26 protein-coding genes are annotated in these 24,788 nt (G+C 44.2%); 8 read left to right on the top strand and 18 right to left on the bottom strand.

What is annotated here, in order from left to right; translation table 11 throughout:
* Positions 1 to 38 precede the first annotated feature (38 nt).
* Positions 39 to 656: an HAD family hydrolase gene (locus EWM62_RS18830; protein WP_129878233.1), complete on the bottom strand. Its 618-nt coding sequence runs from the start codon at positions 654 to 656 to the stop codon at positions 39 to 41.
* 112 nt (positions 657 to 768) lie between these two features.
* Between EWM62_RS18830 and EWM62_RS18825 the strand changes: the two genes are divergently transcribed.
* Together EWM62_RS18825 and EWM62_RS18820 are read left to right on the top strand one after the other, a co-directional pair.
* Positions 769 to 2,313, top strand: a complete 1,545-nt coding sequence (locus EWM62_RS18825) for a CotH kinase family protein (RefSeq protein WP_129878232.1) — start codon at positions 769 to 771, stop codon at positions 2,311 to 2,313.
* An 8-nt stretch (positions 2,314 to 2,321) separates the two neighbouring features.
* Entirely contained in the window at positions 2,322 to 2,513 is a 192-nt protein-coding gene (locus tag EWM62_RS18820; protein ID WP_129878231.1) for a hypothetical protein, read from the top strand.
* Here EWM62_RS18820 and EWM62_RS18815 read toward each other — a convergent pair.
* On the bottom strand, positions 2,510 to 3,286 hold the full coding sequence (locus tag EWM62_RS18815) for an SDR family oxidoreductase (protein WP_129878230.1): 777 nt from the start codon (positions 3,284 to 3,286) through the stop codon (positions 2,510 to 2,512). The genes EWM62_RS18820 and EWM62_RS18815 overlap by 4 nt on opposite strands.
* 267 nt (positions 3,287 to 3,553) lie before the next feature.
* Between EWM62_RS18815 and EWM62_RS18810 the strand changes: the two genes are divergently transcribed.
* The 4 genes from EWM62_RS18810 to EWM62_RS18795 are packed head-to-tail and all read left to right on the top strand — an operon-like array spanning position 3,554 to position 5,790.
* Positions 3,554 to 3,739 (top strand): hypothetical protein, encoded by a 186-nt coding sequence (locus EWM62_RS18810; RefSeq protein WP_129878229.1) that lies wholly within the window; start codon positions 3,554 to 3,556, stop codon positions 3,737 to 3,739.
* Positions 3,740 to 3,744: 5 nt separating this feature from the next.
* Positions 3,745 to 4,110: a diacylglycerol kinase family protein gene (locus EWM62_RS18805; protein WP_129878228.1), complete on the top strand. Its 366-nt coding sequence runs from the start codon at positions 3,745 to 3,747 to the stop codon at positions 4,108 to 4,110.
* Positions 4,100 to 4,825 (top strand): DNA repair protein RecO, encoded by a 726-nt coding sequence (gene recO, locus EWM62_RS18800; RefSeq protein WP_129878227.1) that lies wholly within the window; start codon positions 4,100 to 4,102, stop codon positions 4,823 to 4,825. Before EWM62_RS18805 ends, recO begins: the two co-directional genes overlap by 11 nt.
* Before the next feature lie 29 nt (positions 4,826 to 4,854).
* The gene (locus tag EWM62_RS18795) at positions 4,855 to 5,790 is read left to right on the top strand and encodes a hypothetical protein (RefSeq protein WP_129878226.1); all 936 of its coding nucleotides are present in this window, start codon (positions 4,855 to 4,857) and stop codon (positions 5,788 to 5,790) included.
* Positions 5,791 to 5,796: 6 nt separating this feature from the next.
* Here the strand turns inward: EWM62_RS18795 and EWM62_RS18790 are convergent, their stop codons facing one another.
* The 12 genes from EWM62_RS18790 to EWM62_RS18740 form a co-directional block, all read right to left on the bottom strand.
* On the bottom strand, positions 5,797 to 6,891 hold the full coding sequence (locus tag EWM62_RS18790; protein ID WP_129878225.1) for an AI-2E family transporter: 1,095 nt from the start codon (positions 6,889 to 6,891) through the stop codon (positions 5,797 to 5,799).
* Between the two features lie 154 nt (positions 6,892 to 7,045).
* The gene (locus EWM62_RS18785) at positions 7,046 to 7,288 is read right to left on the bottom strand and encodes a hypothetical protein (protein ID WP_129878224.1); all 243 of its coding nucleotides are present in this window, start codon (positions 7,286 to 7,288) and stop codon (positions 7,046 to 7,048) included.
* 240 nt (positions 7,289 to 7,528) lie between these two features.
* The gene (locus EWM62_RS18780; RefSeq protein WP_129878223.1) at positions 7,529 to 8,449 is read right to left on the bottom strand and encodes a glycosyltransferase family protein; all 921 of its coding nucleotides are present in this window, start codon (positions 8,447 to 8,449) and stop codon (positions 7,529 to 7,531) included.
* Between the two features lie 51 nt (positions 8,450 to 8,500).
* The gene (locus EWM62_RS18775; RefSeq protein WP_129878222.1) at positions 8,501 to 9,271 is read right to left on the bottom strand and encodes a class I SAM-dependent methyltransferase; all 771 of its coding nucleotides are present in this window, start codon (positions 9,269 to 9,271) and stop codon (positions 8,501 to 8,503) included.
* 3 nt (positions 9,272 to 9,274) lie between these two features.
* Complete coding sequence (locus tag EWM62_RS18770) at positions 9,275 to 9,928, bottom strand: O-methyltransferase (RefSeq protein ID WP_129878221.1); 654 nt, start codon at positions 9,926 to 9,928, stop codon at positions 9,275 to 9,277.
* Positions 9,925 to 11,241, bottom strand: a complete 1,317-nt coding sequence (locus tag EWM62_RS18765) for a flippase (RefSeq protein WP_129878220.1) — start codon at positions 11,239 to 11,241, stop codon at positions 9,925 to 9,927. Before EWM62_RS18765 ends, EWM62_RS18770 begins: the two co-directional genes overlap by 4 nt.
* A 77-nt stretch (positions 11,242 to 11,318) precedes the next feature.
* A complete protein-coding gene (locus tag EWM62_RS18760; RefSeq protein WP_129878219.1) occupies positions 11,319 to 12,317 on the bottom strand; it encodes a tectonin domain-containing protein in 999 nt (332 codons plus the stop codon).
* Between the two features lie 91 nt (positions 12,318 to 12,408).
* Positions 12,409 to 14,220 (bottom strand): translational GTPase TypA, encoded by a 1,812-nt coding sequence (typA, locus tag EWM62_RS18755; RefSeq protein WP_129878218.1) that lies wholly within the window; start codon positions 14,218 to 14,220, stop codon positions 12,409 to 12,411.
* Between the two features lie 139 nt (positions 14,221 to 14,359).
* Positions 14,360 to 14,743 (bottom strand): type II toxin-antitoxin system VapC family toxin, encoded by a 384-nt coding sequence (locus EWM62_RS18750; protein WP_129878217.1) that lies wholly within the window; start codon positions 14,741 to 14,743, stop codon positions 14,360 to 14,362.
* 3 nt (positions 14,744 to 14,746) lie between these two features.
* Positions 14,747 to 14,968, bottom strand: coding sequence for a type II toxin-antitoxin system VapB family antitoxin (gene vapB, locus EWM62_RS18745; protein WP_129878216.1), 222 nt, complete (start codon positions 14,966 to 14,968; stop codon positions 14,747 to 14,749).
* Positions 14,968 to 15,135, bottom strand: a complete 168-nt coding sequence (locus EWM62_RS19410; protein ID WP_162499880.1) for a hypothetical protein — start codon at positions 15,133 to 15,135, stop codon at positions 14,968 to 14,970. Before EWM62_RS19410 ends, vapB begins: the two co-directional genes overlap by 1 nt.
* Positions 15,136 to 15,340: 205 nt before the next feature.
* Positions 15,341 to 16,993: an SUMF1/EgtB/PvdO family nonheme iron enzyme gene (locus EWM62_RS18740; RefSeq protein WP_129878215.1), complete on the bottom strand. Its 1,653-nt coding sequence runs from the start codon at positions 16,991 to 16,993 to the stop codon at positions 15,341 to 15,343.
* A gap of 233 nt (positions 16,994 to 17,226) precedes the next feature.
* Here EWM62_RS18740 and porV point away from each other — a divergent pair, with 233 nt between their 5' ends.
* Complete coding sequence (gene porV / locus EWM62_RS18735; protein WP_129878214.1) at positions 17,227 to 18,405, top strand: type IX secretion system outer membrane channel protein PorV; 1,179 nt, start codon at positions 17,227 to 17,229, stop codon at positions 18,403 to 18,405.
* On the top strand, positions 18,405 to 18,887 hold the full coding sequence (ispF, locus tag EWM62_RS18730; protein WP_129878213.1) for a 2-C-methyl-D-erythritol 2,4-cyclodiphosphate synthase: 483 nt from the start codon (positions 18,405 to 18,407) through the stop codon (positions 18,885 to 18,887). The genes porV and ispF overlap by 1 nt, the downstream gene beginning before the upstream one ends.
* A 107-nt stretch (positions 18,888 to 18,994) precedes the next feature.
* Here ispF and EWM62_RS18725 read toward each other — a convergent pair whose 3' ends face one another.
* From EWM62_RS18725 to EWM62_RS18710, 4 genes are all read right to left on the bottom strand, one after another.
* The gene (locus EWM62_RS18725) at positions 18,995 to 22,381 is read right to left on the bottom strand and encodes a glycosyltransferase (RefSeq protein ID WP_129878212.1); all 3,387 of its coding nucleotides are present in this window, start codon (positions 22,379 to 22,381) and stop codon (positions 18,995 to 18,997) included.
* Between the two features lie 52 nt (positions 22,382 to 22,433).
* Positions 22,434 to 22,595, bottom strand: coding sequence for a FeoB-associated Cys-rich membrane protein (locus EWM62_RS18720; protein ID WP_129878211.1), 162 nt, complete (start codon positions 22,593 to 22,595; stop codon positions 22,434 to 22,436).
* Between the two features lie 334 nt (positions 22,596 to 22,929).
* A complete protein-coding gene (locus tag EWM62_RS18715) occupies positions 22,930 to 24,123 on the bottom strand; it encodes a hypothetical protein (protein ID WP_129878210.1) in 1,194 nt (397 codons plus the stop codon).
* 163 nt (positions 24,124 to 24,286) lie between these two features.
* Positions 24,287 to 24,640, bottom strand: coding sequence for a GIY-YIG nuclease family protein (locus tag EWM62_RS18710; protein ID WP_129878209.1), 354 nt, complete (start codon positions 24,638 to 24,640; stop codon positions 24,287 to 24,289).
* Positions 24,641 to 24,788 lie beyond the last annotated feature (148 nt).

Raw genomic sequence — 24,788 nt, 5'->3', positions numbered from 1 at the left:
ACAGTGCCACCATTAATGTCAAAAGTTTATTCCGCGATTTACACTTTATCTATCCTGACCCATTGCATACCGGCAGCTTCGGCGGCTTGTACGCCGGGTTCGCCATCTTCAAAAACCAGGCAATGGCGGGGCTCAACCCCCAGCTGTTCGGCAGCGGCCAGGAAAGGGTCGGCATAGGGTTTTCCGTGGGCGGTTTCGCCGGCGCATATCAGTACTTCAACCAGGTCATAGATACCCAAAACCTGCAGCGTTTTGGTTACCGAGCTACGGCTGCCGCCGGATACCACACCAATTTTAACTTTGCCTGCATGGTTCTTTAAATGGTTTACCACATAGTCGATGGGCTGGGTTTGCTCAATATACTCGTTAAAAAATATCTTATGCTTGCGCGCGGCAAATTCAACCGGCTCAAAGGTGGTGTTATAACGCTTGTTTATTTCGTCAACAACTTTAAGAATGGGCAGGCCGGCAAATTCGTCAATAATATCGCCCTCTATCACTATGCCATCATCGGCAGCAACGCGTATGTAACTGTTCTTGTGCGCTCCCATATTATCGGCAAGGGTGCCGTCGCAATCGTATAAAAAGGCTTTAAAATCGCCTGTAGCAAGTTTTGTAAGGGCCTTGTACTTTTGAGTTGATAATGCTTTATCCATTTGCTGCAAGTATAAATAAACCTGCAAACATTTCAGGAAAGTATTCTGCACGTGTATTATTAACACAAACTCGCTCAATTTTTAATATCTTGCATTATTATAAACCAATTGAATGAAAAGATCTATTACCTGCCTGTGTTTGTTGCTTTTAGTTTTTGGATGTAAAAAGGACGGGGTAAAAGTACCGCCGCCTGTTACGCCGCCTGTAGTAGTTACCGGGCCGGATGTTGAATTTAAAATAGAAGCTAAGAATAATGCGGGTAAGGTTACTAACGATGTAGTGCTGACCGCTGATGGCACAAAGCTAAAAGGTTATACCCCCAGTACAAGCACCTATCACAACTTTATATTAACTTTTAAACTAAAAGATGCTGCATCAACCGTAAAAGTAGGCGATGTGGCACAGGTTAGCGGTGTTACCGAAAACGATTTTACAAAGCCGGTGGTTTACACCGTAACCGACTCGAAAGGCGCCGGTAAAGATTACACCGTAAGCATTTACAATTTTACCGGGCTGCCCATATTTAACCTCACAACATCGGGCCCGGTAGTATCAAAAGAAGAGTATGTTACCGGCAGTTTAAACATTAACACCAACGGGCTTTACGAGCAGGAAACCAATGATATTGCCCTGCAGATAAAAGGCCGCGGTAACTCTACCTGGGGCTTGCACCCAAAAAAGCCATACCGGTTAAAATTTTCATCAAAGGCGAAGGTATTAGGACTTGGCGCTGCAAAAAACTGGGTGTTGCTGGCTAACCACTCTGACAAAACCCTGATGCGCAATTATATTGCCGATGGTGTGGCACAAAGCCTTAACGGCGATTTTACCCCGCACGGCATATTTATAGAGGTGGTGATGAACGGCGAATACCTGGGTACCTATATGCTAACTGAACAGGTAGAAGTTAATGCAAACAGGGTAAATATAACCGAAATGAAAGCCGGTGATAATGCCGAACCCAATGTTACCGGAGGGTATTTAGTAGAACTTGACCAGCGACAGGAGGATGAACATCTTTTTAAAACAGCTTCGGGCCTGCCCTTTACGGTAAAAGAGCCTGGGGATATAACCCCGGCGCAGATGGCTTACATCCAAAACTACATGCAGGATACCGAGAATGCCATATTCGCGGCAAACTTTACCGACCCGGTGAACGGCTACAATAAATACATCAATAGCGACTCGTTCATCAACTGGTTTTTGGTGAACGAATTGTTTAAGAACCAGGATGCGGCGGATTTTAGCAGCATATTTTATTTTAAGGACCGCAGCGGTAAATTAGGCATGGGCCCTGCGTGGGACTTTGACCTTGGCGCAGGTAATGTGGATTATAGCGATGCCACCCGCCCGGATGGTTGGTGGGTTAAAAACGGCCCATGGTTTAAGCGCTTATTTCAGGACCCGGCGTTTCTTACCAAGGTGCGTACCCGCTGGCAATTTCTTAAAGCCAATGGCATACCCGCCATGTTTAAAAGCATTGACGATACAGAGGCTTTGCTAACCCTGCCGGCTAAAGAAAATTTCACCAAATGGAATGTACTGGACAAATATGTATGGCCTAACCCTGTAATATTGGGCACCTACCCCAGAGAAGTTTCGCAGTTTAAGTTTTGGCTTACCCAGCGCGTAGCCTGGATAGATAGTAATTTGTAATTTTGTTTATGAATTTTAAAATTTACCTGGTGGTATTTGTGGGCGTGCTTATTATACTGTTTGCCATATTTAGCCTGTTTGTGGTTGGCACGCAAAGCGAGCAATGGGGTAACGTATTAATAGGCGCGGTAATTGGCTGTATGCTTGCCATTGGCTTCCGCATTATGAAAAAGAAAAGGCTGGCGGGCAAAAAACCTTAATAAATATTACGTCCGGCGCCACCATCAACCTGTATGGTTTGCCCGCTAATGTAGGCCGCCTGCCCGGATGCCAGGAAGGTAACCAGCGCTGCCAACTCTTCGGGTTTGCCAATGCGGCCAAGCGGGATGCTTTTGGCTTTTTGCTTTATGGCTTCATCGGGGTCAACATCTTTTGGCATGGTGTGTTTTATGCGGTCGGTTAATATTAAGCCCGGCGCTACGTTATTTACGGTGATGTTGTATGGGCCAAACTCATCGGCCATTAGCTTAGCCATCCCTACCACCCCCATGCGCATAGCGGTAGATAATACCGAATTACCCAACACCGATTTTACCGACCCGCTGATGATATTGATAATACGCCCGCTGCCTGTTTTTTTAAGGTGCGGCAACAAAAGGCGGCTTGTACGCGCCATGCTAAGCAGGTTAAGCTCAAAAGCTTTTTGCCACTGCTCGTCATCAAAATTCTCGAACTTATCAAAGGGCGGGCCGCCCGCGTTGTTCAGCAAAATATCTACCCGGCCAAAAGCATTGGCGGCTTTATCAATAAACTCAGCCATCTGCGCGGCGTTGGCTACATCAACGGGTATGGCAATAACTTGGTTACCGGTTGCATGCGTAATTTCGGCAGCGGTTTTGTTCAAAGCATCTTCATCGCGCGAGCCGATGATCACTTTCGCGCCTTCGGCAGATAATGCCATAGCGATGGCTTTGCCCAAACCTTTACTTGCGGCCAGTACAATGGCCACCTTATTTGTTAGTTTTAAGTCCATAATATATTATTATCGGTGCCTGAGCGAATAAATCCCCTCCTTTCGGGAAGCAGTGCGGATGGTTTGTGTATTTGCAGGGGGTTAAACTAAATTATCATCAACCTTACCCCACCTCCTCCTTCCCTCGGTTCGCCCCCGTTTATCGCTGCATAATATGTATAACATCAATAACAACACTAATGTTAAACCGTTGCTAACATAAATAAAATATATTTGTGATAGCTAAACAAGCTTTGCGGCTTATTGATAACATCAATTCATTTGAACATGAAAAACCAAACTGCCCGTACTTATTTATTGCTGGGCATAGCGCTTATACTTTTTGCATCGGCCGAATTGTTTTTTGCGCCCGGTACATACAAGGATATCTGTAACGGCGCATCGGCAGGTTTTGGGCTGGCCGGCTGTATAAGTTTTGTAATGCTATTGATGGATAACTTTAAAAAACGCTAACCCTTATGAAAAAATTTATCCTGAGCGTTGGTTACGCGTTTAAAGGCCTTAAACACGCCTTCGCCACGCAGCTTAACTTCAGGATACAGGTATCTGTTGCGCTGATTGCCATTGCCATGGGGCTATATTTCAACATCAGCAATACCGAGTGGCATTGGATAACCCTTTGCATCGCGCTGGTGCTGATGATGGAATTGTTTAACACCGGTATTGAAGCACTGGTAGACCTGGTATCGCCCCAGTATAACAAGCTTGCGGGCCATGTTAAGGATGTAAGCGCGGCGGCGGTTTTAATTGTGGCGATATTTACACTGGTAACCGGCACTATTATTTTTTTACCGAAAATATTATCGCTTATCCATGCTGCATAAAACCCGTGGCATTGTTTTTAAAACTACCGATTATAGCGAGAGCAGCGTAGTGGTGCAGATCTTTACCGAAAAATTCGGGCTGCAATCGTACATCATTAACGGGGCAAAAAAGCCGAAGGCTAAGATAAGCCGTAACATGCTGCAGCCCCTGCACCTGGTTGATATGGTGGTTTATCACAAAAGCAACGGCAACGTACAGCGGATATCAGAACTTAAGAACTCGCCTACACTGCAAACCATCCCCTACGATGTAATAAAAAGCTGCATAGCCATGTTCCTGAACGAGGTATTGTACAAAGCCGTTAAACAGCAAACGCCCGACGAAAACATCTTTGATTTTATTTTTAACGCTATTGAACTGCTGGACCATAAAACCCGCGGACTGGCAAACTTTCACCTGCTGTTTTTGGTGCAGCTAACGCGATACCTGGGCTTTTATCCGCATGGCGGATCGATGGCCGGGGCCAATTTTTTTGACATGAAGAATGGCGTGTTCAGTAATTATAAACCGGAGAGCGTATCGTACCTGTCGCCGCCGCATACCAAAAACTTCTACACCTTGTTACAAAGCAACTTCGGCAATATAGATGAGGTAAAACTAAACAACGACGAGCGCCGTTACCTGATACACAAACTGCTGGAGTATTACGCCATGCATATCGAGGGGTTTGGGAATATCCGATCGCACGAAGTTCTGGAAGAGGTGTTGGGATAGAATTAAAGATAATTACTAAATTGTACGCCGTGAATAAGCATCTACAAATAAGTGTATTAATATCCGGGTTTATAGTTTTGGCGTTTACAAGCTGCGGCCCACGTAAGCCCGAAAAATCAAAGATATCATTCAAAAGCGTTGAAGGTATTACGTTTTTGGAAGTATCGCGCAAGCAAAATAATGGCCTGTCGTATAACGAGTACGGCTTTCACCTGGTGCCCGATTGGAAACTGCGCTTTGTATCGGCCGATTCGGCCGCGCTTTACAGCCCGCAAAAGGATAAGTTTTTCAACTTTCCGCTGGCTTTGGGGACTGATTCGGTTTTTAATATTGCCCATGCTTTTTTAAAAATGAAGGTAATGAGTAAGGACAGCCTGGTATTTCAGCTGTTAGAGGCTGAGGGCGATTCGATAAACCTGAATAAATCGCAGGTAACCATGAGGCTTTACTCAGAAGATTACATTAAAAACAAACTGCATACCGATTTGGCCACATTGCAGCGTGCCAGTAAACAGGATACAGCGTTTGTGCGGGGCATGGTAACCAAAGCAAATGCCGATATTAAAAAGGCCTTTGCTGCATCGCAACCGGTGCAGCTCATCAGCAAAAACCCGAATTTAAAGGTTGAGCAACAAAAGGCAAAACCCAGCCTTTTAGATAATAAATATAGTACTGATGATGATTACCTGAACCCGCTTTTCAATATAACAATCCACAAAGCCTATCAGGATTTTGATTATGTATTCGAGGCTACCATAGATTCTGCCGGCACCTGGTATTACAATAAGCCTTTACGTCACTTTTTTGGGGATAAGATCGCCGAAGCCAATGGTATAAGGGTTACAAAAGCAATTATGAATACCTATTTGAAACTATTTATGACCACTGTGCCCGGCCAAAGTTTGGGTATGAAACACGCCAGTATAATTTCGGTACATGTAATGGGTTTTAAAGCAGCAAAATAATAACGCTTATTTATTACTTTTAAACAACCGGGTGATGAAATTACCCTGTTCGCCTTTCTTTTCTTTGGGCGGGCCAATTAAAAAGGCGTAATCGTGCAGGGGTTCGCAGTGGTCGCAAACTATTTTAAACATACCCAGCAGCGGCACGGCCAGTATCATACCGGGGATGCCCCAAACGGCTTCGCCCACTACAATGATAAGGATAGTGAACAGTGGGTTTATGTTAAGCCTGTCGCCCACCACAATCGGCTCCAGCACATAGGTTTGTATCAGCTGTACCAACCCATAGGTAATAAGCACGCCGATTACCACCTTTGTGTCGCCGCTTTGTGCCAGGGCCATTAAAACGGTAATGGAGGTGCCGGTAATATTCCCGGCAAAGGGTACCAGCTCCAGTATGCCGCATAGTACGGCAAAAAACAACGCGTTATTAACGCCTGCAATGGTAAAGCCAATGCCATACATTATCCAAAGCATAACAATCATCAGGCCCAGGCCGCCTAAGTAGCTTTGGGTAACCTTGCCGGCGTTGTTTAATACCACTTCGGTCTCTTTACGGTTTTCGGGCTTAAATAAGCGCAGGATAAATTTTTTGAAATGCGCCCTGTAGTAAATAAACAGGAAGGTGTACACCAGTACCAGTATAGCATCAATGATGATCCCGGCCAGCGAGCCTACCAGGGTGGTTATCATGCCTGCGGCCTGGCTCATGCCCCCGCTTTGCTGCTCCTTAATTATTTTTGTTTGTTCGCGGTGCGATATCCCAAAATGCTGTTTTATATACTCCTTTACCCCAATGATCATACTGTTTACCCGTTCCTCAATTTTCGACAGGTCGTCCGCCAGATCGCTTATCTGGTATTGCAGCAGGGTAATGATACCGCCTATTACAACAAGCAGGGCAATTACGCTTAAAACAGATGCGAAGCCATTGTTTATGCCTTTGCCTTGCAACCAATGGCATACCGGCAATAGCAGCATGGATAATACCACACCAAAGGTAAGCGGTATCAATACAGCCGATGCCACATACAATATACCAAACACCAGTACAAAAAGCAGCAGGATACGAAGGGTTTGGTTGAGGTAGGTAATATTCATTTAAAATATTTTTTATTACTGAGCGGCCCGGGAAAAAAACACAAAGAGCACAGCGTTTATTTTAGCGGTATTAACATTAACAGATATTTATAACGCTTAAAACCCGGTGCCCTTTGTGATACGTTATGGCCTGTGTGATAAAAAATTTATCGCTTTAGCCTAAGATGCGCTTTTTGATATAATCGATGGCAGAGTCGGCAAGGTCGTTACCGCCGGTTTGCACCAGGCAGCCATCGTCCTGCACGGTAAGCTCGGCTTCGATGTTGTCATCAATGTTCACTATAAGTTTATTTTGCTCTTTTTGAACGCGGCATGGCACTTCGCGGCCCGAGTAGTGGATCTGAAACTCGTATTTGCCATCTTTATCGGCTGGGGTGGTGTCTTTCTCTTCTATCATGGTTTAGTTCTTTTGATGTATAACATCAAAGAACGCACCAATGTTTCATAAACCAAAAAAGAGAAAACTTGTGGTTTTCTCTTTTTGTGTTTTTACTGACCTCATTATATCATAAAGAACAATTGGTTGGGTAGGATATATAATAATTAACCAAATATAATATCTATATACTTAGTAGACAATATTAAATAACATTTATTTATCAACAACGCCTATTTAATTTGGCCTTGTGTTAATAAGTTACTGCTTTTTTAGCAGATATTTTGAACGAAGCTGCTTTGCAAAGCGCATTCCCCGCTGCAAAATGCTCCCTTTTCGATTTTTAAGAAAGTATTTTATGGCATCATAAGCCTGTTTATTTTCTTCCAACACGCCGGGATAGTTCTTAACAGGCTGCTGCGCTACCTGCACACCGTACATATCCTCGATGTTTGAATGTACCCCGCTGCCATCGTGCCCAATGTTATGGATAAGCGATTGGCCGGGGTTTAGCGTAAGCCCGCCATTTAAAAAAACCGACGAATACCAGCGGATAGCCCAGGAATTATTTTTGCGGGCCTTAAAATCAAGCATCTGTTTCCAGAAGTTCATGGTGCCTTCAATCGAAAATTGGTTAATTTTTTCGTTGTCAAATTGGGCTATCAGCTTATCAATATCCGGTTCAAAGTTTTTCCAGGCGCTTGCCCAGGTTGCCCATCCCCAGCTAAATGCCGCGCGGAAAAAGAAGGTTTCGGGCAGGGCCAGATCCTGCAGCGGGAACATGTAGGCGCTTATATGCATCACTTTTTCCTCGCCGGCATAACGTTCTAAAGCACCATTAAAATATTGCAGCGTATAGGGCGATGACACCAGGTCGTCCTCAAATACAATTACATTGCCATGCTGGTTAACCAATTGCGTAACCCCGCTGATGATAGAATTGGCAAGCCCCATGTTTTGCTCCCGCCCGATAACTGTAACCGATTTAAAGCCCGATATACCGGCGGCGATCTTTCTAACTTCGGCTACGCTGGCCTTATCGGCATCTGTTTTAGCACCGTCGGAAAATATATACAGGGGCGATTGCGCTGCAAGCAAATTTTTCTGCAAATAATCAAGCGTTTGGCGGGTATGCCATGGCCGGTTATATACAAAAAGCGCTATGGGTGCAGGGGTGTTCAATTGATGATTTAGTGAATTATTGATTTAGTGATTGCCTTACAGGGTTGTCGCTTAAAATATGTCGGCCTGCTTACCGGTTTTGGTGCATAATACCGTGTAGGCATTTGCCAGGCGCTCCCTAAACTTTTCGCTTAGTTCTACCACCGTATTTTTTATGGCGAATGTAGCCAGTATTTTAAACCTGTTTACAAAACTGCGCGGCTTTTTCTGATTGATAAATGTGTTAAAGCGGGTAACCTCGGGCCCAATAATAGATGGCAGGTCCTTTTTAATCTCGAAACCTTCGGTTTGCAGCAGGTACCTTAACGATGTTGGGGTATATACATTGATATGCCCGTAGGCCATAAAATGTTTTATACGTTTATCAACATTGGGTTTATAATCAATAGGTACCTCTATTACAAAATTTTTGCTCACGCGTTTAATTTCGCGCAGCAGCAGGCGCTCGTGCTCTACGTGCTCTAACACGTGCGACAGGATAACCAGATCGAAACTATCATCCTCAAAAGGCAGTTTATACCCGTCAAACTCCTGCACCGATACCAGGTTTTTAATATCGCGCGCTTTAATGTGCGCTACGCCACTCTCAGAAATTTCTACGGCATGGTACTCGGGCGCAAAGTTATAATCCGACAGTTTTTTTAATATACTTCCATCGCCCGCGCCAACCTCAAGCACCTTATTAAACGTTTGGCCTTTGCACACATCCATAACATGGTAGGCCTTATATTTAGCCCCCAGCATGCGCCATGCCTCGTCATGAGTTTTATAAAACTCGTCGTAGGCGTTTTTTACATTGCCGCTAATAATTTCTTGTGCCATAGTTTATATATCCAGGCAATTATCTGCCTTATAAAATACCGAAGTTGATTTGCGATAAAATAAACCGGGCGAGATACCGCTGAGCAATAAATGCTTAAAGCCTTTACCCAGTAAAAAATCTACCCCTTCTTTATAAACCTCGCGTTCAGAGTCGTCCAAAACAATCACACCGTTTGATGTTAAAGCTTCAACGGCCTGCTTGCAGCAGTTTACCCTGTCGCGGCCATCCACAATAATAATATCAAATTTTTTCTGCAGTTTAACGGGCATGCGGCAATAATCACCATCGCGTACCAGTTCGCAAAATATCAGCTCGGCGTTTTCCGGCTTAGCGTCTGATCTTTCTATCTTATCAAACCACTCTTTATCGTGCTCAACAGAAACCACCGCGCCTGCATACCTGGCATAAAAATAGGTGGAGTTACCCGATCCAAATTCAAACACGGTGTGCGCCTTATTAAGCCTGGTTCTTATAAAATCAATAAACGAATAAGTTACCCAGGGTATGGGGTTACCATCACTATCAACCGGCGACCTGGTATCAAAAGCCTTAAACCAGCCAATATCATCGAGGTACCCTTTTTTATCAAAAGACAGCAGCGCACGCAAATGCGACGGATTGGTTAATACTTTTATTAAGGATGAAAATGTACTCAACGTTTTATAATTTTTTGAAACAGTGAAATTAAAAATAATGCTCTTAACATCATAACGCCCTGCCTGTTTACTTTGGGTATAAGCAATACAAAAAACGCCGAGCTTGCATAAGCAATTAATGTGGCAATGGCGGCCCCCATCATCCCCATTTTAGGTATAAGTATTAAGTTAAGCACAATATTTACAATTGCGCCAAAGCCCGTACGCCAAAAGGTGAGTTTTACATAACCCTCGGCTATTAAATACTGGCTGTTGGCTGCACCCAAAAATACAAACACCCCAGACCAGATATGCACCGAGAGGGTTGGCGCGGCATAAGCATACTCGGGTGTGTAAACTTTATATATTAAATGAGAAGTAAATGTGATGATAAGCGCGGCAGGCAGGCTCAGATATATCATCAGGTCGTACAGGTTCTGGATCCGCTTTTTGTACCTGTTCATATCGTCTCGGCGTGCATTTAGTATTGCCGGGAAAAGCGTGGTGATAATTACTGTTGGTATAAAATTCCAGGCCTCACTTAAAGTTGCCACAGTTGCATACGCCCCCGCTTCATTAACGCCCGAGATATTCTGCACCATCAACTGATCTATTTTCATGTATAATGACACCATTATCCCCGATATAATTAATGGCCATGAGTAGTGCAGGAGTTTTTTTGCAAGTTCGCCGTTATAAACCCAGCTAAATATATTCCGCCCAGCCCTGTTGTAGGTAAGAAAATAGCCTATCGCCAAAAAAACAAAATCTAACGCATAGGCATATACAAAAGCTATAAGTGGCATTTTCAGGTAAATTAATACCAGCTTTATGGCTGCCGATACCAGGGTACCGATGACCTGCACCTGCATGATATATTTTGATTTCACCTCCGACTGGAAGTATGAATCGATAACATTAAACGCCTGTACAACGCCGATAATAGAAAATATCAGCACGTAACCATAGGGCGTACCATGCGCGGGATATATCTTATACATCAGCCAGATAACGGGGATGCAACCCAAACCCGCAAAAATCTTCATCCAAAAGGAAGTGCCCAAAATACGGTCGCGGTTTTGGGGGAATTCGTGCAGTTCTTTCACAATAAACTGATCGAGCCCCAGTGTAGCAAGTGCCGAAAAAAGGTAGATATAAGTTATCCCTCCGGTAATGATGCCTAAGTTGGCTTTGCTTAAATACCGGGCAACAGCAATGCTTACCAGCATTTTAATGAAAAGGCTACCCACCTTGCCCACAAAGCTCATCCCGGTATTTTTAAAATACTTTTCTAAAGCCTCTTGGTCAAATCCGGGGATGCTGGGTATACGCATATAACTGCAAAGGTATAAAAAAAGCTAAGCCCGATTGTTCACCAGGCTTAGCTTAAAATAAGTATAATTATTAGTGGTTATTGATGATGCAGCATGTTTTCTTTATCCAGCCACCACGCTTTACCATCCGGCGCAACTGATATGTTTGTACCTCCGCTGATATTCAAATTGGTCCAGTTGGCTGTGCCATCCCATTTAAATATATCAGGGTTGGTGTCGCCTGTATTTTTGCCGGTTACAAATACACTTCCATCTGCGCCTATGCCAATATCTGATGCCAACACGTTATCAAAAGCCTTCCATAAATACTCACCACCGAAAACATAAACAAGTCCGGATTTATTAACCACCCAGGGGATGCCCGCGGGTGTAACCGCTATACGGATAGCTGCGCAATCAAGCATGTCTTCCCAGGCGGTGCCTGTCCACTTCATAATGTTGTTACCACCTGTAGGTGAAGTTTCGATAGTACCGATGGCAAATACCGCACCGTTGGCGCCAATGGCAATGTCAGATCCGCTTCCGGGCATCTCGTCCCAGCCGGTGCCGTTATATTTTAATATTTTATGCGCTTTGGTTACTACCCATGGTACACCAGCCGGTGATACCGCTACGCGCACTGCACCACAATCGGGCAGTTTGGTAAGTGTGTTATTTACCAACTTTGATATACTGTAACCGCTGCTGGCCGAGGTGCTGTCTATACCGATAATAAATATCGACCCATCTGCTCCTATGCCTACATCTTTACCTTCAATAACCATCGGTACAACTTTAACCAGGCAAATAGCCGTTATATTGTACTGCTTACTTTTAGCGGTCATGGTGGTTTGGCCTTCTTTTAAAGCAGTGATGATCCCTTTATCATTGATGGTTGCAACAGTAGTATCAGATGATGTCCAGGTGATCTGGGTAGCATCATACCTTCGGGCTATCAGTTGTTTAGAACTGCTCACCTGCAACTCCAAATCGGTATAATTTAGGGTAATGGAATCAGGCCCAACTTCGGCGTTTTTCACGCACGACGAAGCTGATAACAATACAAAACACACTAATACATGTAAAATTCTTTTCATTTAATTTATTTGAGTTTAAATATAATAAAACCTACGTACAAAAAAAGCTCCCCGGTAAACAGGAAGCTTTTATTATCAGATAGCTAATTAATTACTGTGCAGTAAATTTCTTAGCGTTTATACGTCTTTCGTTTTCGTTCAGGAATATTTTACGCATACGGATACTTTGCGGGGTTACCTCAATGTATTCGTCGGCCTGTATGTATTCCATCGATTCTTCTAAAGAGAATTTAATAGCAGGTGCAATACGCACGTTGGTATCGCTACCAGATGCGCGCATGTTGGTTAACTGCTTGCCTTTGGTTAGGTTAATAACCAAATCGTTATCGCGGATGTGCTCGCCTAAAACCTGTCCTTCATAAACATCAGTTCCCGGATCGATATGGAACCTGCCACGGTCCTGCAACTTATCAATAGCAAATGCAGTAGTTTTACCGGTATCCATAGATACCAATACACCATTTAAGCGACCAGGGATAACACCTTTCCAAGGCTCGTATGCTTTAAAACGGTGTGCCATAATAGCCTCGCCACCGGTAGCGGTCAATACGTTGTTACGTAAACCGATGATACCACGTGCAGGGATATCAAACTCCAGGTGCTGTAAATCGCCTTTAGGCTCCATTACCAGCAGGTCGCCTTTGCGCTGTGTTACCAGCTCAATTACTTTACCTGCAACTTCGCCCGGTACATCAACTATCAAGGTTTCAACCGGCTCGCATTTAACACCATCAATTTCTTTGATGATAACCTGCGGCTGGCCAACCTGTAACTCGTAACCTTCGCGGCGCATAGTTTCTATCAATACCGATAAATGGAGGATACCACGGCCATAAACCAGGTACGAATCGGGCGATTCGGTCTCAACAACCTTCAGCGCCAGGTTTTTCTCCATCTCTTTGTACAAACGGTCGCGCAGGTGGCGCGATGTTACAAACTTACCCTCTTTACCAAAAAACGGTGAAGTGTTGATGGTGAACAGCATGTTCATGGTAGGCTCGTCGATATGGATAACTTCCAGTTGCTCCGGTTTTTCAAAATCGGCAATGGTATCGCCAATATCAAAACCATCAATACCTACAACCGCGCAAATATCGCCGCTGCTTACCGAGGTGGTTTTAACCTTACCCAGGCCTTCAAAAGTGTATAATTCTTTTATTCTTGATTTTTGAATAGTACCATCGCGTTTTACCAAAGATACCGGCATGTTTTCTTTGATAGTACCACGGGCAACACGGCCAATAGCGATACGACCAACAAAAGATGAATAATCTAAAGAAGTGATCTGCATCTGCAAGGTACCTTCTTCAATAGGTGCCGGCGGGATGTTCTCCAATATAGCATCCATCAACGGGAAAATATCCTCGGTAGGTTGTTTCCAGTCGGTGCTCATCCAGCCTTGTTTTGATGAACCGTAGATAACCGGGAAATCCAGCTGGTCTTCGGTTGCTTCAAGGTTGAAGAACAATTCAAATATCTGTTCGTAAACTTCTTCGGGGCGGCAGTTCTCTTTATCTACTTTGTTTACAACCACAATTGGCTTTAAGCCCAGGGCCAAAGCTTTTTGGGTTACAAAGCGTGTTTGAGGCATAGCGCCTTCAAAAGCATCGCAAAGTAAAAGAACGCCATCAGCCATTTTCAATACACGCTCTACCTCGCCGCCAAAATCGGCGTGACCAGGGGTATCAATGATGTTGATCTTAACATCTTTATACATTACCGAAACGTTTTTTGATACGATGGTAATACCACGCTCACGTTCCAGGTCATTGTTATCTAATATCAGTTCACCCGTCTCCTGTCCTTCGCGGAAGATGGCACAGCTGTGTAAAATCTTATCAACCAATGTAGTTTTACCGTGGTCAACGTGTGCGATAATCGCAATATTTCTTATTTTTTGCATGAAATGCGGCCTTATAAATTTTGCGCAAAGATACGGTTTACAAATGGCATTTGAAAGCCTTAGCGCCATTTTACAATTAACTGATTATTACATAATTGTTAGGGAATGGCCCCGCCGGATGAGTTTGTTGTAACACCCATTACCAAATAACCGGCACAGGGTAAGCGCTGAAGTGCTGATCTGAAGAAATGATGGTTAAGTTTTCGGAAATAGCCTGGGATATGATTAATCTATCAAAAGGATCTTTATGATGTTGGGGCAGATTTAAAAGAATTGATAAATGATTAAAATTTATTCCCAATAAAGAAATGTTATTAACGTCTAAAACCGTTTTAACATCAATTATGGATTGGTTTAGTTCAAGCTTTCCGATACTTGTTTTAATTACAATTTCCCACAACGAAGCAATACTTATAAATCTTTGATTTTCATCCTTTGCAATTTCAGTTTTTGCGTTAAATGATAGCTTTGCGTCACCTTCTGTAAACCAAATCAAGGTATGCGCGTCAAGCAATATCTTCATGGGCTACATGTAATCTTTAAAATCTTCTAAAGGCTCATTAAAATTTTCAGACATTGCACCAAAAATCCCTTTACCTCCACCAAATCCAGGTTGAATTTTTTTCTGTGACTGCTTTATCTTGTCAATAATTCCATGAGCATTTAAAAAAGTTAAATAATCATTTAAGTCGGTTTTTAAATCCGATGGGAGATGATTTATTTTATTAATTAACTCTTTGGTATTCATTACTTTAAATTATCATCGGGCTTTGATGTAGAATTTTTTAATTCTTCAGATGTGCGATTTTTGCGCTCAGCTTCTAATAATAAAAAATCGACATAGCGTTCAAACTGCGCAAGTTGCTCTGGTGAAAGTTTATTTATTTTTTCTTCTATTTCTTCAATAACAAGCATAGCACTAATTTACAAATTATTACATACTTCCCAATGCCCTATTGCAAAAACTTAATCATGGCTATGTCCGGATTTTGGTTTTGCAGGCACTGTTGCATTGATTAGCACAAGGCGTTTGTCAGACCGTTTACAGGGCAAATCCTGTGCTATCAAAAAAGCCGCTCCCTTTTCAGGAAACGGCTTTGTATCAAATCTTATCTAAGCACTATCTTGCTTTGTAGTTCTTTGCTTTTTTAACCGGCAGGTGCGGTTTTCCTTCGGGATGGATCTCGGGTGCGCCAACCATTGTCATTGCGCAGCGGAAACCGATCTCGGCACTGGTGCTTTCCTGGTCGGCAAAGCGGCGGGTAGCCGGGTTTAACCAATAGGCCATATCGTTCCACGATCCACCTTTGTAAACCTTGGAATGGTTATTAACCAAAGTAGTGGTACCGTATAAACTGGTGTTAACCGAGTCGCCGTAATCCCTGTAATCGGGCGTGTAAGGTTTACCAGCAAGCGGGTCGATAGCAGCTGTTGTAGCCGGCAGGTTTTGCGCGCCGTTATTAGCAGCAGCAGGGTTAGCAGCCGCAGCCGATTGTGCCTGTTGCTGGGCTATCATATCGGCATACTTTAATTTTTTATTAGAGCGGGCCGGGTCTTTAATAGGGCGGCCATATTTATCTTTAGCGTATAAGCCCTTGGTAGGGTCGGCAAGGCGTTTGTTGGTAAACTCGTTCCCGCGGAAAGGGTTCAGGTCGTCCACTTCTTCAAACGATGTTTGGCGATAGGTATCGGCCACCCACTCGTTAACGTTACCTGCCATGTTGTACAAACCAAAATCATTTGGCTCGTATGAGCGTACAGGCGCTGTAATAATGGCCTTATCATTTAAGCCACCTGCAACACCGGCGTTATCGCCGCCGCCACGTTTAAAGTTGGCTAATATCAACCCACGGGTTTTTTTGCCCGGCGAGCGCACCCCAAGGCCATCCCATGGGTAAATACGGCCATCGCTAATGTTTTCAAACTGCGTGTTCCCGGCAAGCGCCAAAGCAGCATACTCCCACTCAGCTTCTGATGGTAAACGGTAGCCCTGTTTTAATATACCATCCTCTAAACGCACAGGCCTTACCGCGCGGCCGTTTTTGCCGGTACCGGTTGTTGGTGCATTAGGGTTAAGGTCGGTCATCATTTTTTTACCATCTATCCCCTGGCCTCTTATTTGCCCGTTCAGATAAATATCGGTATTGAATGGTTCTTTTAAAGCATTGTTTGGTGCAGCGCCGTTTTTGCCTCCGGCGGCATCTTTCCAGGTAACCAGGTTACCACGTTCGCGCAAAATATTTTCGTTGGTACGGTCGGTACGCCATACGCAATATTCCTGCGCTTGTTCCCAGGTAACACCCACAACCGGGTAATCCTGAAACGCGGGGTGGCGCAGGTAGTTATCTACATAGGGCTCGTTGTATGATAATGGTTTACGCCATACCAGGGTATCGGGCAGCGCATTGTAATATAATTCGTTATCGTTAGGGAAGGTAATGTTTATCCAGTGAAGGTAATCCAGCCAATCCTGGTTAGATACCTCGGTTTCATCCATATAAAACGACGGAACGGTTACCCTGCGGCGTACATTATTGTACTCGTATGTAACGTCCTGGTCTGCACTGCCGCCTAAAACAAATGTTCCGCCCTCTATAGGTACAAGGCCGGGCCCCGGCGAAGGGTGGCTTTGCTGATACCGTAAGTATCCGCCGTTTGTCCTGTCGTTATAAGCTAAACCTGTTTTTTGTGATTGCTGACGTTTACTGCAGCTGCTAAGCATAACACCTAACCCTCCCAACAACACCAAAGCAGTATTAGTAAGTACTTTCATATTTTGCAAAATATATTTAGAGGTAAATTTAGAAAAAATCAATTATAAAAATTGTGTTATTTATGTGTTTATAACAAGTTATATACTTAAAGCTTATTTAAACGTATATTTTATTAGCGGAGTTACAATAATTTAATGCATTGCCTGTTATACGTGGGGTAACAGCATGCTATTACCGATAATAACGTTTGTATATTTTTATTATTTTTAAATAATAAGACTAAATTGCACCAATGAAGTTTTTGAGCCCTAAAAGCCTTACAATATATCTGTTACTTGCAATACCAGGGTTTGCTTTGGCGCAAAGCAGCAACCCCAGTACCGATGGCAGCAGCACAAATACCATCCCTACGGCTGTGCCGTTCCTGAATATCGCGCCCGATTCGCGGTCAGGGGCTATGGGCGACGCCGGTGTTGCGCTATCGCCGGATGTGAATGCCAACTACTGGAACCCGGCAAAACTGGCTTTCCTCGAAAACAACAACGATATCGCCTTATCATACAGCCCATGGTTAAGGCACCTGGTGCCCGATGTTAACCTGGCTTATTTAAGTTATGCCCATAAAATTGACGACCGGAATACCTTTGGCGCATCGCTGCGTTATTTCAACCTCGGGTCGATACAGCTGATAGATGCCAACCAAACCGAGCAAGGGGTTTATAAGCCGAGCGAGTTTTCTATCGATGCATCTTTCGCCCGTAAATTTGGCGAAAGCCTGTCGTTGGGCTTAACGCTGCGATATATCTATTCTAATTTCAGCAATGGCGCGTTTGTATCCGGCGCAGGCCAGCAAAGCAAAGCCGGCAACGCGGTATCGGCAGGCGTATCATTGTTTTATAATAAGCCATACGGCGATAATTCCATATTCTCTTTCGGCGCTAATATTTCAAACATTGGCAATAAAATAACTTATACCACCACCGGCCCAAGCTATTTTTTACCGGCCAATTTAAAATTGGGGGTAGCCAACACCTGGAATGTTGACGAAATGAGCAAGTTCACCATCGCGTTTGATATTAACAAGCTGTTGGTGCCTACGCCGCCCATACGCGATAACGATGGCAACATTATACGCGGGAAAGATGATGATATATCGGTGCCTGCCGGTATCTTCGGTTCATTTGCCGATGCGCCGGGCGGCTTTAGCGAAGAGATGAAGGAGATCAGCTTTTCGCCGGGGATGGAATATATATATAATGAGCGCTTTGCCATAAGGGCAGGTTATTTTTACGAAAACCCCGCTAAAGGCGGCAGGCACTATGCTACCGCGGGCCTTGGGTTAAAGTATGATGTATTTCAGTTTGATTTTTCGTACCTGATAGCCAGCCAGCAAAACAGCCCGCTGGCCAATACGCTTCGTTTTACTTTGTCGGCCGGGTTTGGCGGCACCAGCAACGCTTCTAAAAGATAATGGCTAAAATTAAGGTTGGGTTTGGGTTTGATGTGCACCAGCTAAAGCAACAGCACCCGTTTATACTGGGCGGCGTAAACCTGGAACATACGGCAGGCGCTTACGGCCATTCTGATGCCGATGTGCTGCTGCACGCCATATGCGATGCCCTTTTAGGCGCTGCCAACCTGCGCGATATAGGCTTTCACTTTTCTAATACCGACGACCGCTGGAAAGGTATCAGCAGCCTGATATTATTGCAGCACGTGGTTGCCCTGCTGGCCGAAAAAAACTGGCAGATAGGCAACATCGATGCCATGGTTTGCCTGGAAGCGCCAAAGATCAACCCTCACATCCCTGCTATGCAGGCTAATATTGCCAAAGCCGCGGGTATTGATATTGAAGATATCTCTATAAAAGCTACTACCAACGAGCAGCTTGGCTTTATAGGCCGCGAAGAAGGTGTTGTTGCGTATGCCGTTTGTTTAATAGAGCGGATTTAGCTCATTAGTTCACTTGTTCATTAGTTGATTGGTAGCTACGGTTGTTGGCGAACAATTGCTCGCTATGGGCACAAATGAACTAATGAACAAGTGAACCAATGAACCAGTTACATCGGCGGCTCGTTGCTATCCCCTATCAGCTCACCCTTTTTAAGCTTTACATTACCGGTACGTTTCAGTACCCCCCAGGTGTTCAGCTCGCCTTTCAGCGCTTTGCGGATGGATTTGAACAGGATATAGTACATCAGCTGGCGCCATATAAAACGCTGCGGAATGATGTAGATCAGTTTGCGGTAATTTTCCTTTTCCATCCTAAAGGCCAGCAGCCCCACCAAAAAGTCGATCATCACGAAGGCTACGTAATAGGTCAGCATTTTTTCGGGCTTATCGCCAAACAGGCCAAGCAGCATAATAAAATCGGCCAGGGGCGAAAACAGCGGCAGGATGATCTGGAAGATAAGGATGTTCGGCATCCCCACCATCCCAAAGTAGCTGAATTTTTTATTGAACAGCGCGTCGCGGTTTTTCCAAAAACTCTGGATAACCCCAAAACTCCAGCGGAAACGCTGCTTTAAAAGCATGTTCAGCGTTTCGGGCGCTTCGGTGTAGGCCACGGCTTCGGCGGCGTTTTTTATAACGTAGCCCTGCTTTAAAATACGCATGGTAAGGTCGCAATCTTCGGCAAGGGTATCGTAGGTGAAGCCCCCCGCCCTGAATATGGCCGATTTGCGGAACGCCCCAATTGCGCCCGGCACCACGGTAATGCTGTTGATGATATCAAATGCACGGCGGTCCATGTTCTGCGCGGTTATATATTCTATGGATTGCCACTTGGTAATGATGTTATTCTCGTTACCAACTTTAACCGTACCGGCAACCGCGCCAATCTCTTCATCGGTAAAGTAGGCCATCAGGTGAAAAATGGCATCGTTTTTTAACTGTGTATCGGCATCAATACAAACCACAAATTCGTGTTCGGCGTGGGTAATACCAAAATTAAGCGCCGATGCCTTGCCCCCGTTTGGCTTGGTTAATACTTTAACCAGCGGGTGGTTACCGTAAGCTTCGGCAACTACCTGGTAGGTTTTATCCTTCGACCCATCGTCCACAAAAATGATATTGAAATTAGGGTACTCGGTTTTTAACAGGCTTTGTATGGTAATTATAGCTGTAACCTCCTCGTTATAGGCAGGCACTATAATACTTACAGGCGGCTGCGGGTGCGGCGCCCTGTCTATTTTTTTATTAATGGCAAACTGGCGTGCAGCCAAAATACCTATCAAAACAATACGCCCTATCGCCAGGAATATAGCCGACAGGAACAGGTAGAAAACAAACTTATTCCCCAGGAAAAAGCCCACCACTACAATATCGTAGTATTTACCCCAAAAGCTTTTGCTTTCCTTTTCGGCAGGGGGCATTAGATCGTCTTTTGTTTTGCCTAAAACATCGGCAATGGTGGTAAACTCGTAACCGTTCTTCTTAAAAAAGTGGATAATAGCGGGCAAGGCCTTCACGGTTTCTTCGCGGGTATCGCCGCCGGCATCGTGCAGCAGTATCATGCTGCCGTTATCTTTTTGCCTGATGGTGCGGGCAATAATACTATCGGCTGTTACACCTGGCTGCCAGTCCCACGGGTCGATAGACTCGCCGATGGTAATGTAGCTTTGCCTGCGGCTTTCGGCCACGGGTATAACCTCGGCCAGGGTTTGCGGCTCGGCATCGGCGTTAAACGGCGGGCGGAACAATATGGTGCTGCGCCCGGTTACCGACTCTATCAGCTTACGGGTAGAGTTCAGTTCCAGGTTTACCCTATCCAGGCTTATGGTAGAAATATCCGGGTGAAAGAACGTATGGTTACCAATTTCGTAACCCTCGTCGTAGATCCTTTTCAGGATAGGGATATTCTTTTCCACCATGGACCCTACCACAAAGAACGATGCGGGCACTTTTTCCTTTTTAAGGATATCTAAAATGCGCGGGGTAAAATCCGGGTCGGGGCCATCATCAAAAGTTAAAACAACCTTACCGGGTTTGTAACCATACCTGCGTATAACATACTTGGTGGGCAGCTTTATATATTTTTGGTTGGTGATGGTGTAGGTTGAGGTATCCATATTCACCTGGATCTCGCCTATGGTGGGGGTAGTTATCAGGTCAAGTACCTCGCCGCCTTCGCCGGCGTAATCAATTTTATTATTTAAACCAACCTTGGTAAAGTGCTTAATATCGATACCGGTCTTTTTTAACGAATCTATAGAAAGGTTTTTCTGGAAAAACGTCCAAAGACGGGGGTCTTCGGCACCCATACGCCATAACGCAACACCACCTGTAGCCCAATCATCCGCCATGCGGATGATGTTAAAATTTGTTGCGGCATCGGCAAAGTAAATCGTATGGTCCAGGCTGTCGGTACCCAGGTAACTAAAATGCAGGTTGGCCGATTGCGGATCGTAAATTATCTTTTTGTTGTTTTCTTTAGCCGTGCTTATTGCCTGCGGATAGCCAATTGCTGTGCCAACGCTTCCCGCCCGCCAGTCGAAGCCCCCACCGGCAATAGTGAGGATAACCTTCTCGCTCGGGATCTCTGAACAAACCTGGTCAAGGATCTCTTCAACCCAATGCTGATGCGATATATCACCCGCGTTGCTCATATCCGAGTGCTGGTCTATGGCCATTACAAACAAAAAGTCGTTAACGTGCTGCAGGCGTTTCAGGTCAAACTCCTCGTCGTTTGGTATTACGTTTTGGGTTACCAGTAAGCCCTGGCTATGAAAGATGCGGTAAACATCGTTCTGAAAAGCGATACTCTCCTTGCTGTTACGGTTGGGCAAATCCTCAACATCAATATTAATACCGTTAAAGTTATAGCGTTTAAGCGCGGCTGCCATACTGTTGATAAAGGCCACCCGCAATTTTTTACTTTTGAAGATACGTTCAACATCCTTTACATCGTATCCGCCCCGTACATTATCATAGTTAACGTAATTGGATAATGTAACCAGTACCTGTTTTTTATATTTTTTATTAAGATTAATAAGGCCGGTATCTATACTAACTTTTAGCGTATCGGCGTTGGGCGAAAAAGCAAAGCCTTCGGTAACCACCATATCCAGGCGGGCTATATGGTCTACCAACGAATTGTAGGCCTGTGCTTCCCAGGCTTTATAAAACCCCGCGTTTATGCGGTTATCATTATTAGGGTGTTTTAATTGGTGCAACTTGCGGGCCTTATCCAATACCTCTATCTCCGCCTTTTCTATTTTAAAATCCGCGTACTTTCTTGATTTTTTCAAAGCCTCCATTTCGGTTTTGGACAGCTTTTTTGGTGCGGGGTTAAGGTCGGGAATTATCGGGTACTCGGTTGAAGTAACCGTAACAACCGCTGCTACCACACCAACCACAAAAACAATTAACAAAATACGGCTAAGCCATTTAAAACGGTTCCACCTGCCGGGGTTATCAGCCTGAAATATCTGCTTATTAGAAGACATGAAGGGGTTTTAAACTATGAATTATGACAAGGTAATAACAATATCAACCAAATTATTTAGCTTGCTTAACAGCTTTAATATCAGAAAAATCGACCCCGCACTTACAATTGCCACCGCAGCCTTTTTTAGTGAATACGCTTTTATACAGTAAGCGGGCAACGTAAAATACTGCTGCAATAAATAATACGATGATGATAATCGCCTGTATGTTCATGTCGCAAAATTAATACTTTATTTATATACGTACAGAGTACAAAAATAGTATAAAGTTTATTTGCATTATAAACCGGTTGCTATTATTGAATATCGATTGTTTTTAGGAGGCACCTACGGGGCCAAATGCGTGTTATTAGATACTCTACAAACAGGGTGCTCCTAACGGAGCTTCAAATTTGTAATTTGGTTTCAGCAAAACACCTGCTTATAAGAATTATTCTGTAACAGGATGCTTTACAGGGCTTCAAAATTTGCAATTTGGCTACAATAGAGCCACATGTTTATAGAATTGATAATAAAATAAAAGGCTCCGTAGGTGCCCCCTATTTGAACTATTTGTGCATAAAAGCTACTGTACCGCCCACCCAGTCAAAATCTTTATTGTACCTAACGCCTATCATTTTACCACGGCTAAGCCTTGACAGATTGATGGCAAGGGTGGGTTTGGCATCGCTATCGGGCCACAGGTATAACAGGCGGACCTCTATCTTCACCCCGCCATCCGGCGATTGCAGAACGGGCTCGTAGGTTACCTTTTCCTGCAGGATCCAATTCTCCGGGTCTTTTATTTTTTCGATATCGCCATCCATAATATCGATGATAACGCCCTGCCCTGCAAAGCTGAACAGCGGTTTCAGCACGTAATTCTGCAGGTCTTGGGGGATCTCCTTAACCTCATGCAAAAATTGCGTTTTGGGGATGTAATCGCCCTCTAAAAAAGGCATGGTAAATTTACTGATGCGGTAAAACCAGTTTGGGTGTGCTATCCATTCCACATCAAGCGGCTTGCGGATATCAACCACTTTATTAAATATTTCAGGGTCGCTTTCAATCTCGTCGAATATCAGCCGGTTATAAATTCTGCGGATGCGTTTCTTTTCACCCTTGTGCAAATAGAAAAGCTGGTCGCCTTCCTGTATCAGGTCTGCAAGGGACACAACGGGCGTGCCCAGGTAACCTTCGGTAAGGTAAAAATCAACCGCGGTTTTCTGGTTTGGGGCATCTACATCCATTATCACCACTTCATCGGGCTGGTAGGGGCCAATGATGGTTTTGCGCAGCAGATCAAGGTAAGTGCTTTTGGTTAAGCCGTTAAAAAATATGGTTTGGTTGCCGGGGATATTAAACGCATGGCGGTAATTCTCGGCCAAATGTACCTGGAAACCGTATAAAGAGGGGAAGCCCTGCAGCTCTATCAGCTTTGGAACGATATCCCCAGCTTCGTCCTTGCAAACCCCAAAATCGAGCGCGATGAAATGCGAGTGACCGTTCTCGTTAGCTACCCGCCATTTTTCGGGAATGGCGCGTTCCGTGAGTTCTTTAAACCCGGGTTTAAGTATAGTAGCAACTATCTCTTCACCCGCCTGCAAAAGCTTATCCCTGAAATCGTCTGTTAAAAACACCGGTGTTTCGGCAATCCGAAACTCGATAGGGTTTTTAGTGCCTGCGTTCAGGTCTACCAAAAAATCAGCATACTTTTCTTCGGTAAAGTTTTGGTTGAAGGTTTTTCTGATAGATGGGTTCATAGTGGCTATTTTTAATTTTCCCGTTTGTCATCCTGAGCGATAGCGAAGGATCTAATGGCGAACTTTACTATCGCTTACCGTCCCATCGGCGAATAGATGCTTCACTACGTTCAGCATGACAAATCTTTTTAATCCTTTGTCATCCTGAGCGATAGCGAAGGATCTAATCGCCGACTAATGTACCACCATACTCAGTGTGCGTGTTTATTGGTGGCCACTCCATAATGTCAGTATTTAAGAAAGTCCAATTTGGGTTTTCCTGTGCTATTAAATATATCTTCTTCGCCCTTGTCCAACCCTTTATTTCTTTTTCACGCTCAATAGCGTGATTAACGTATTGATAACGCTCGTACCATAACAGATAAAAGCATTTATATTTCGATGTAAAACTACTTTCCTGGTTTAATCCGAAATAGTGTTCGTAAAGGCGCTTTTCAATATCATTTGTGACGCCTGTGTACAATACAGTTTTGTTATAGTTAGTAAGGATATATGTGTAATAATTGTGTTGTTTCATATATCATTTTTCCTGTTTGTCACTACTGCCCACTTGTCATCCTAAGGAACGAAGGATCTATTGTGAACTTTACTATCGCCTACTGTTCTATCGGCGAATAGATGCTTCACTACGTTCAGCATGACAAATCTTTTTTAACACTTGTCAT

Source organism: Mucilaginibacter terrigena (assembly GCF_004168255.1).
Lineage (GTDB): Bacteria > Bacteroidota > Bacteroidia > Sphingobacteriales > Sphingobacteriaceae > Mucilaginibacter > Mucilaginibacter terrigena.
Note: the sequence above shows the minus strand (reverse complement) of the source record. Positions and strands in the feature narration are given on the sequence as shown.

Excerpts from the sequence above, each read along its gene's own strand:
- EWM62_RS18830 (WP_129878233.1), bottom strand. The coding sequence starts at position 656 with ATGGATAAAGCATTATCAACTCAAAAGTACAAGGCCCTTACAAAACTT.
- EWM62_RS18825 (WP_129878232.1), top strand. The coding sequence starts at position 769 with ATGAAAAGATCTATTACCTGCCTGTGTTTGTTGCTTTTAGTTTTTGGA.
- EWM62_RS18820 (WP_129878231.1), top strand. The coding sequence starts at position 2,322 with ATGAATTTTAAAATTTACCTGGTGGTATTTGTGGGCGTGCTTATTATA.
- EWM62_RS18815 (WP_129878230.1), bottom strand. The coding sequence starts at position 3,286 with ATGGACTTAAAACTAACAAATAAGGTGGCCATTGTACTGGCCGCAAGT.
- EWM62_RS18810 (WP_129878229.1), top strand. The coding sequence starts at position 3,554 with ATGAAAAACCAAACTGCCCGTACTTATTTATTGCTGGGCATAGCGCTT.
- EWM62_RS18805 (WP_129878228.1), top strand. The coding sequence starts at position 3,745 with ATGAAAAAATTTATCCTGAGCGTTGGTTACGCGTTTAAAGGCCTTAAA.
- recO (WP_129878227.1), top strand. The coding sequence starts at position 4,100 with ATGCTGCATAAAACCCGTGGCATTGTTTTTAAAACTACCGATTATAGC.
- EWM62_RS18790 (WP_129878225.1), bottom strand. The coding sequence starts at position 6,891 with ATGAATATTACCTACCTCAACCAAACCCTTCGTATCCTGCTGCTTTTT.
- EWM62_RS18785 (WP_129878224.1), bottom strand. The coding sequence starts at position 7,288 with ATGATAGAAGAGAAAGACACCACCCCAGCCGATAAAGATGGCAAATAC.
- EWM62_RS18775 (WP_129878222.1), bottom strand. The coding sequence starts at position 9,271 with ATGGCACAAGAAATTATTAGCGGCAATGTAAAAAACGCCTACGACGAG.
- EWM62_RS18765 (WP_129878220.1), bottom strand. The coding sequence starts at position 11,241 with ATGCGTATACCCAGCATCCCCGGATTTGACCAAGAGGCTTTAGAAAAG.
- EWM62_RS18760 (WP_129878219.1), bottom strand. The coding sequence starts at position 12,317 with ATGAAAAGAATTTTACATGTATTAGTGTGTTTTGTATTGTTATCAGCT.
- typA (WP_129878218.1), bottom strand. The coding sequence starts at position 14,220 with ATGCAAAAAATAAGAAATATTGCGATTATCGCACACGTTGACCACGGT.
- EWM62_RS18750 (WP_129878217.1), bottom strand. The coding sequence starts at position 14,743 with ATGAAGATATTGCTTGACGCGCATACCTTGATTTGGTTTACAGAAGGT.
- vapB (WP_129878216.1), bottom strand. The coding sequence starts at position 14,968 with ATGAATACCAAAGAGTTAATTAATAAAATAAATCATCTCCCATCGGAT.
- EWM62_RS19410 (WP_162499880.1), bottom strand. The coding sequence starts at position 15,135 with ATGCTTGTTATTGAAGAAATAGAAGAAAAAATAAATAAACTTTCACCA.
- EWM62_RS18740 (WP_129878215.1), bottom strand. The coding sequence starts at position 16,993 with ATGAAAGTACTTACTAATACTGCTTTGGTGTTGTTGGGAGGGTTAGGT.
- porV (WP_129878214.1), top strand. The coding sequence starts at position 17,227 with ATGAAGTTTTTGAGCCCTAAAAGCCTTACAATATATCTGTTACTTGCA.
- ispF (WP_129878213.1), top strand. The coding sequence starts at position 18,405 with ATGGCTAAAATTAAGGTTGGGTTTGGGTTTGATGTGCACCAGCTAAAG.
- EWM62_RS18725 (WP_129878212.1), bottom strand. The coding sequence starts at position 22,381 with ATGTCTTCTAATAAGCAGATATTTCAGGCTGATAACCCCGGCAGGTGG.
- EWM62_RS18720 (WP_129878211.1), bottom strand. The coding sequence starts at position 22,595 with ATGAACATACAGGCGATTATCATCATCGTATTATTTATTGCAGCAGTA.
- EWM62_RS18715 (WP_129878210.1), bottom strand. The coding sequence starts at position 24,123 with ATGAACCCATCTATCAGAAAAACCTTCAACCAAAACTTTACCGAAGAA.
- EWM62_RS18710 (WP_129878209.1), bottom strand. The coding sequence starts at position 24,640 with ATGAAACAACACAATTATTACACATATATCCTTACTAACTATAACAAA.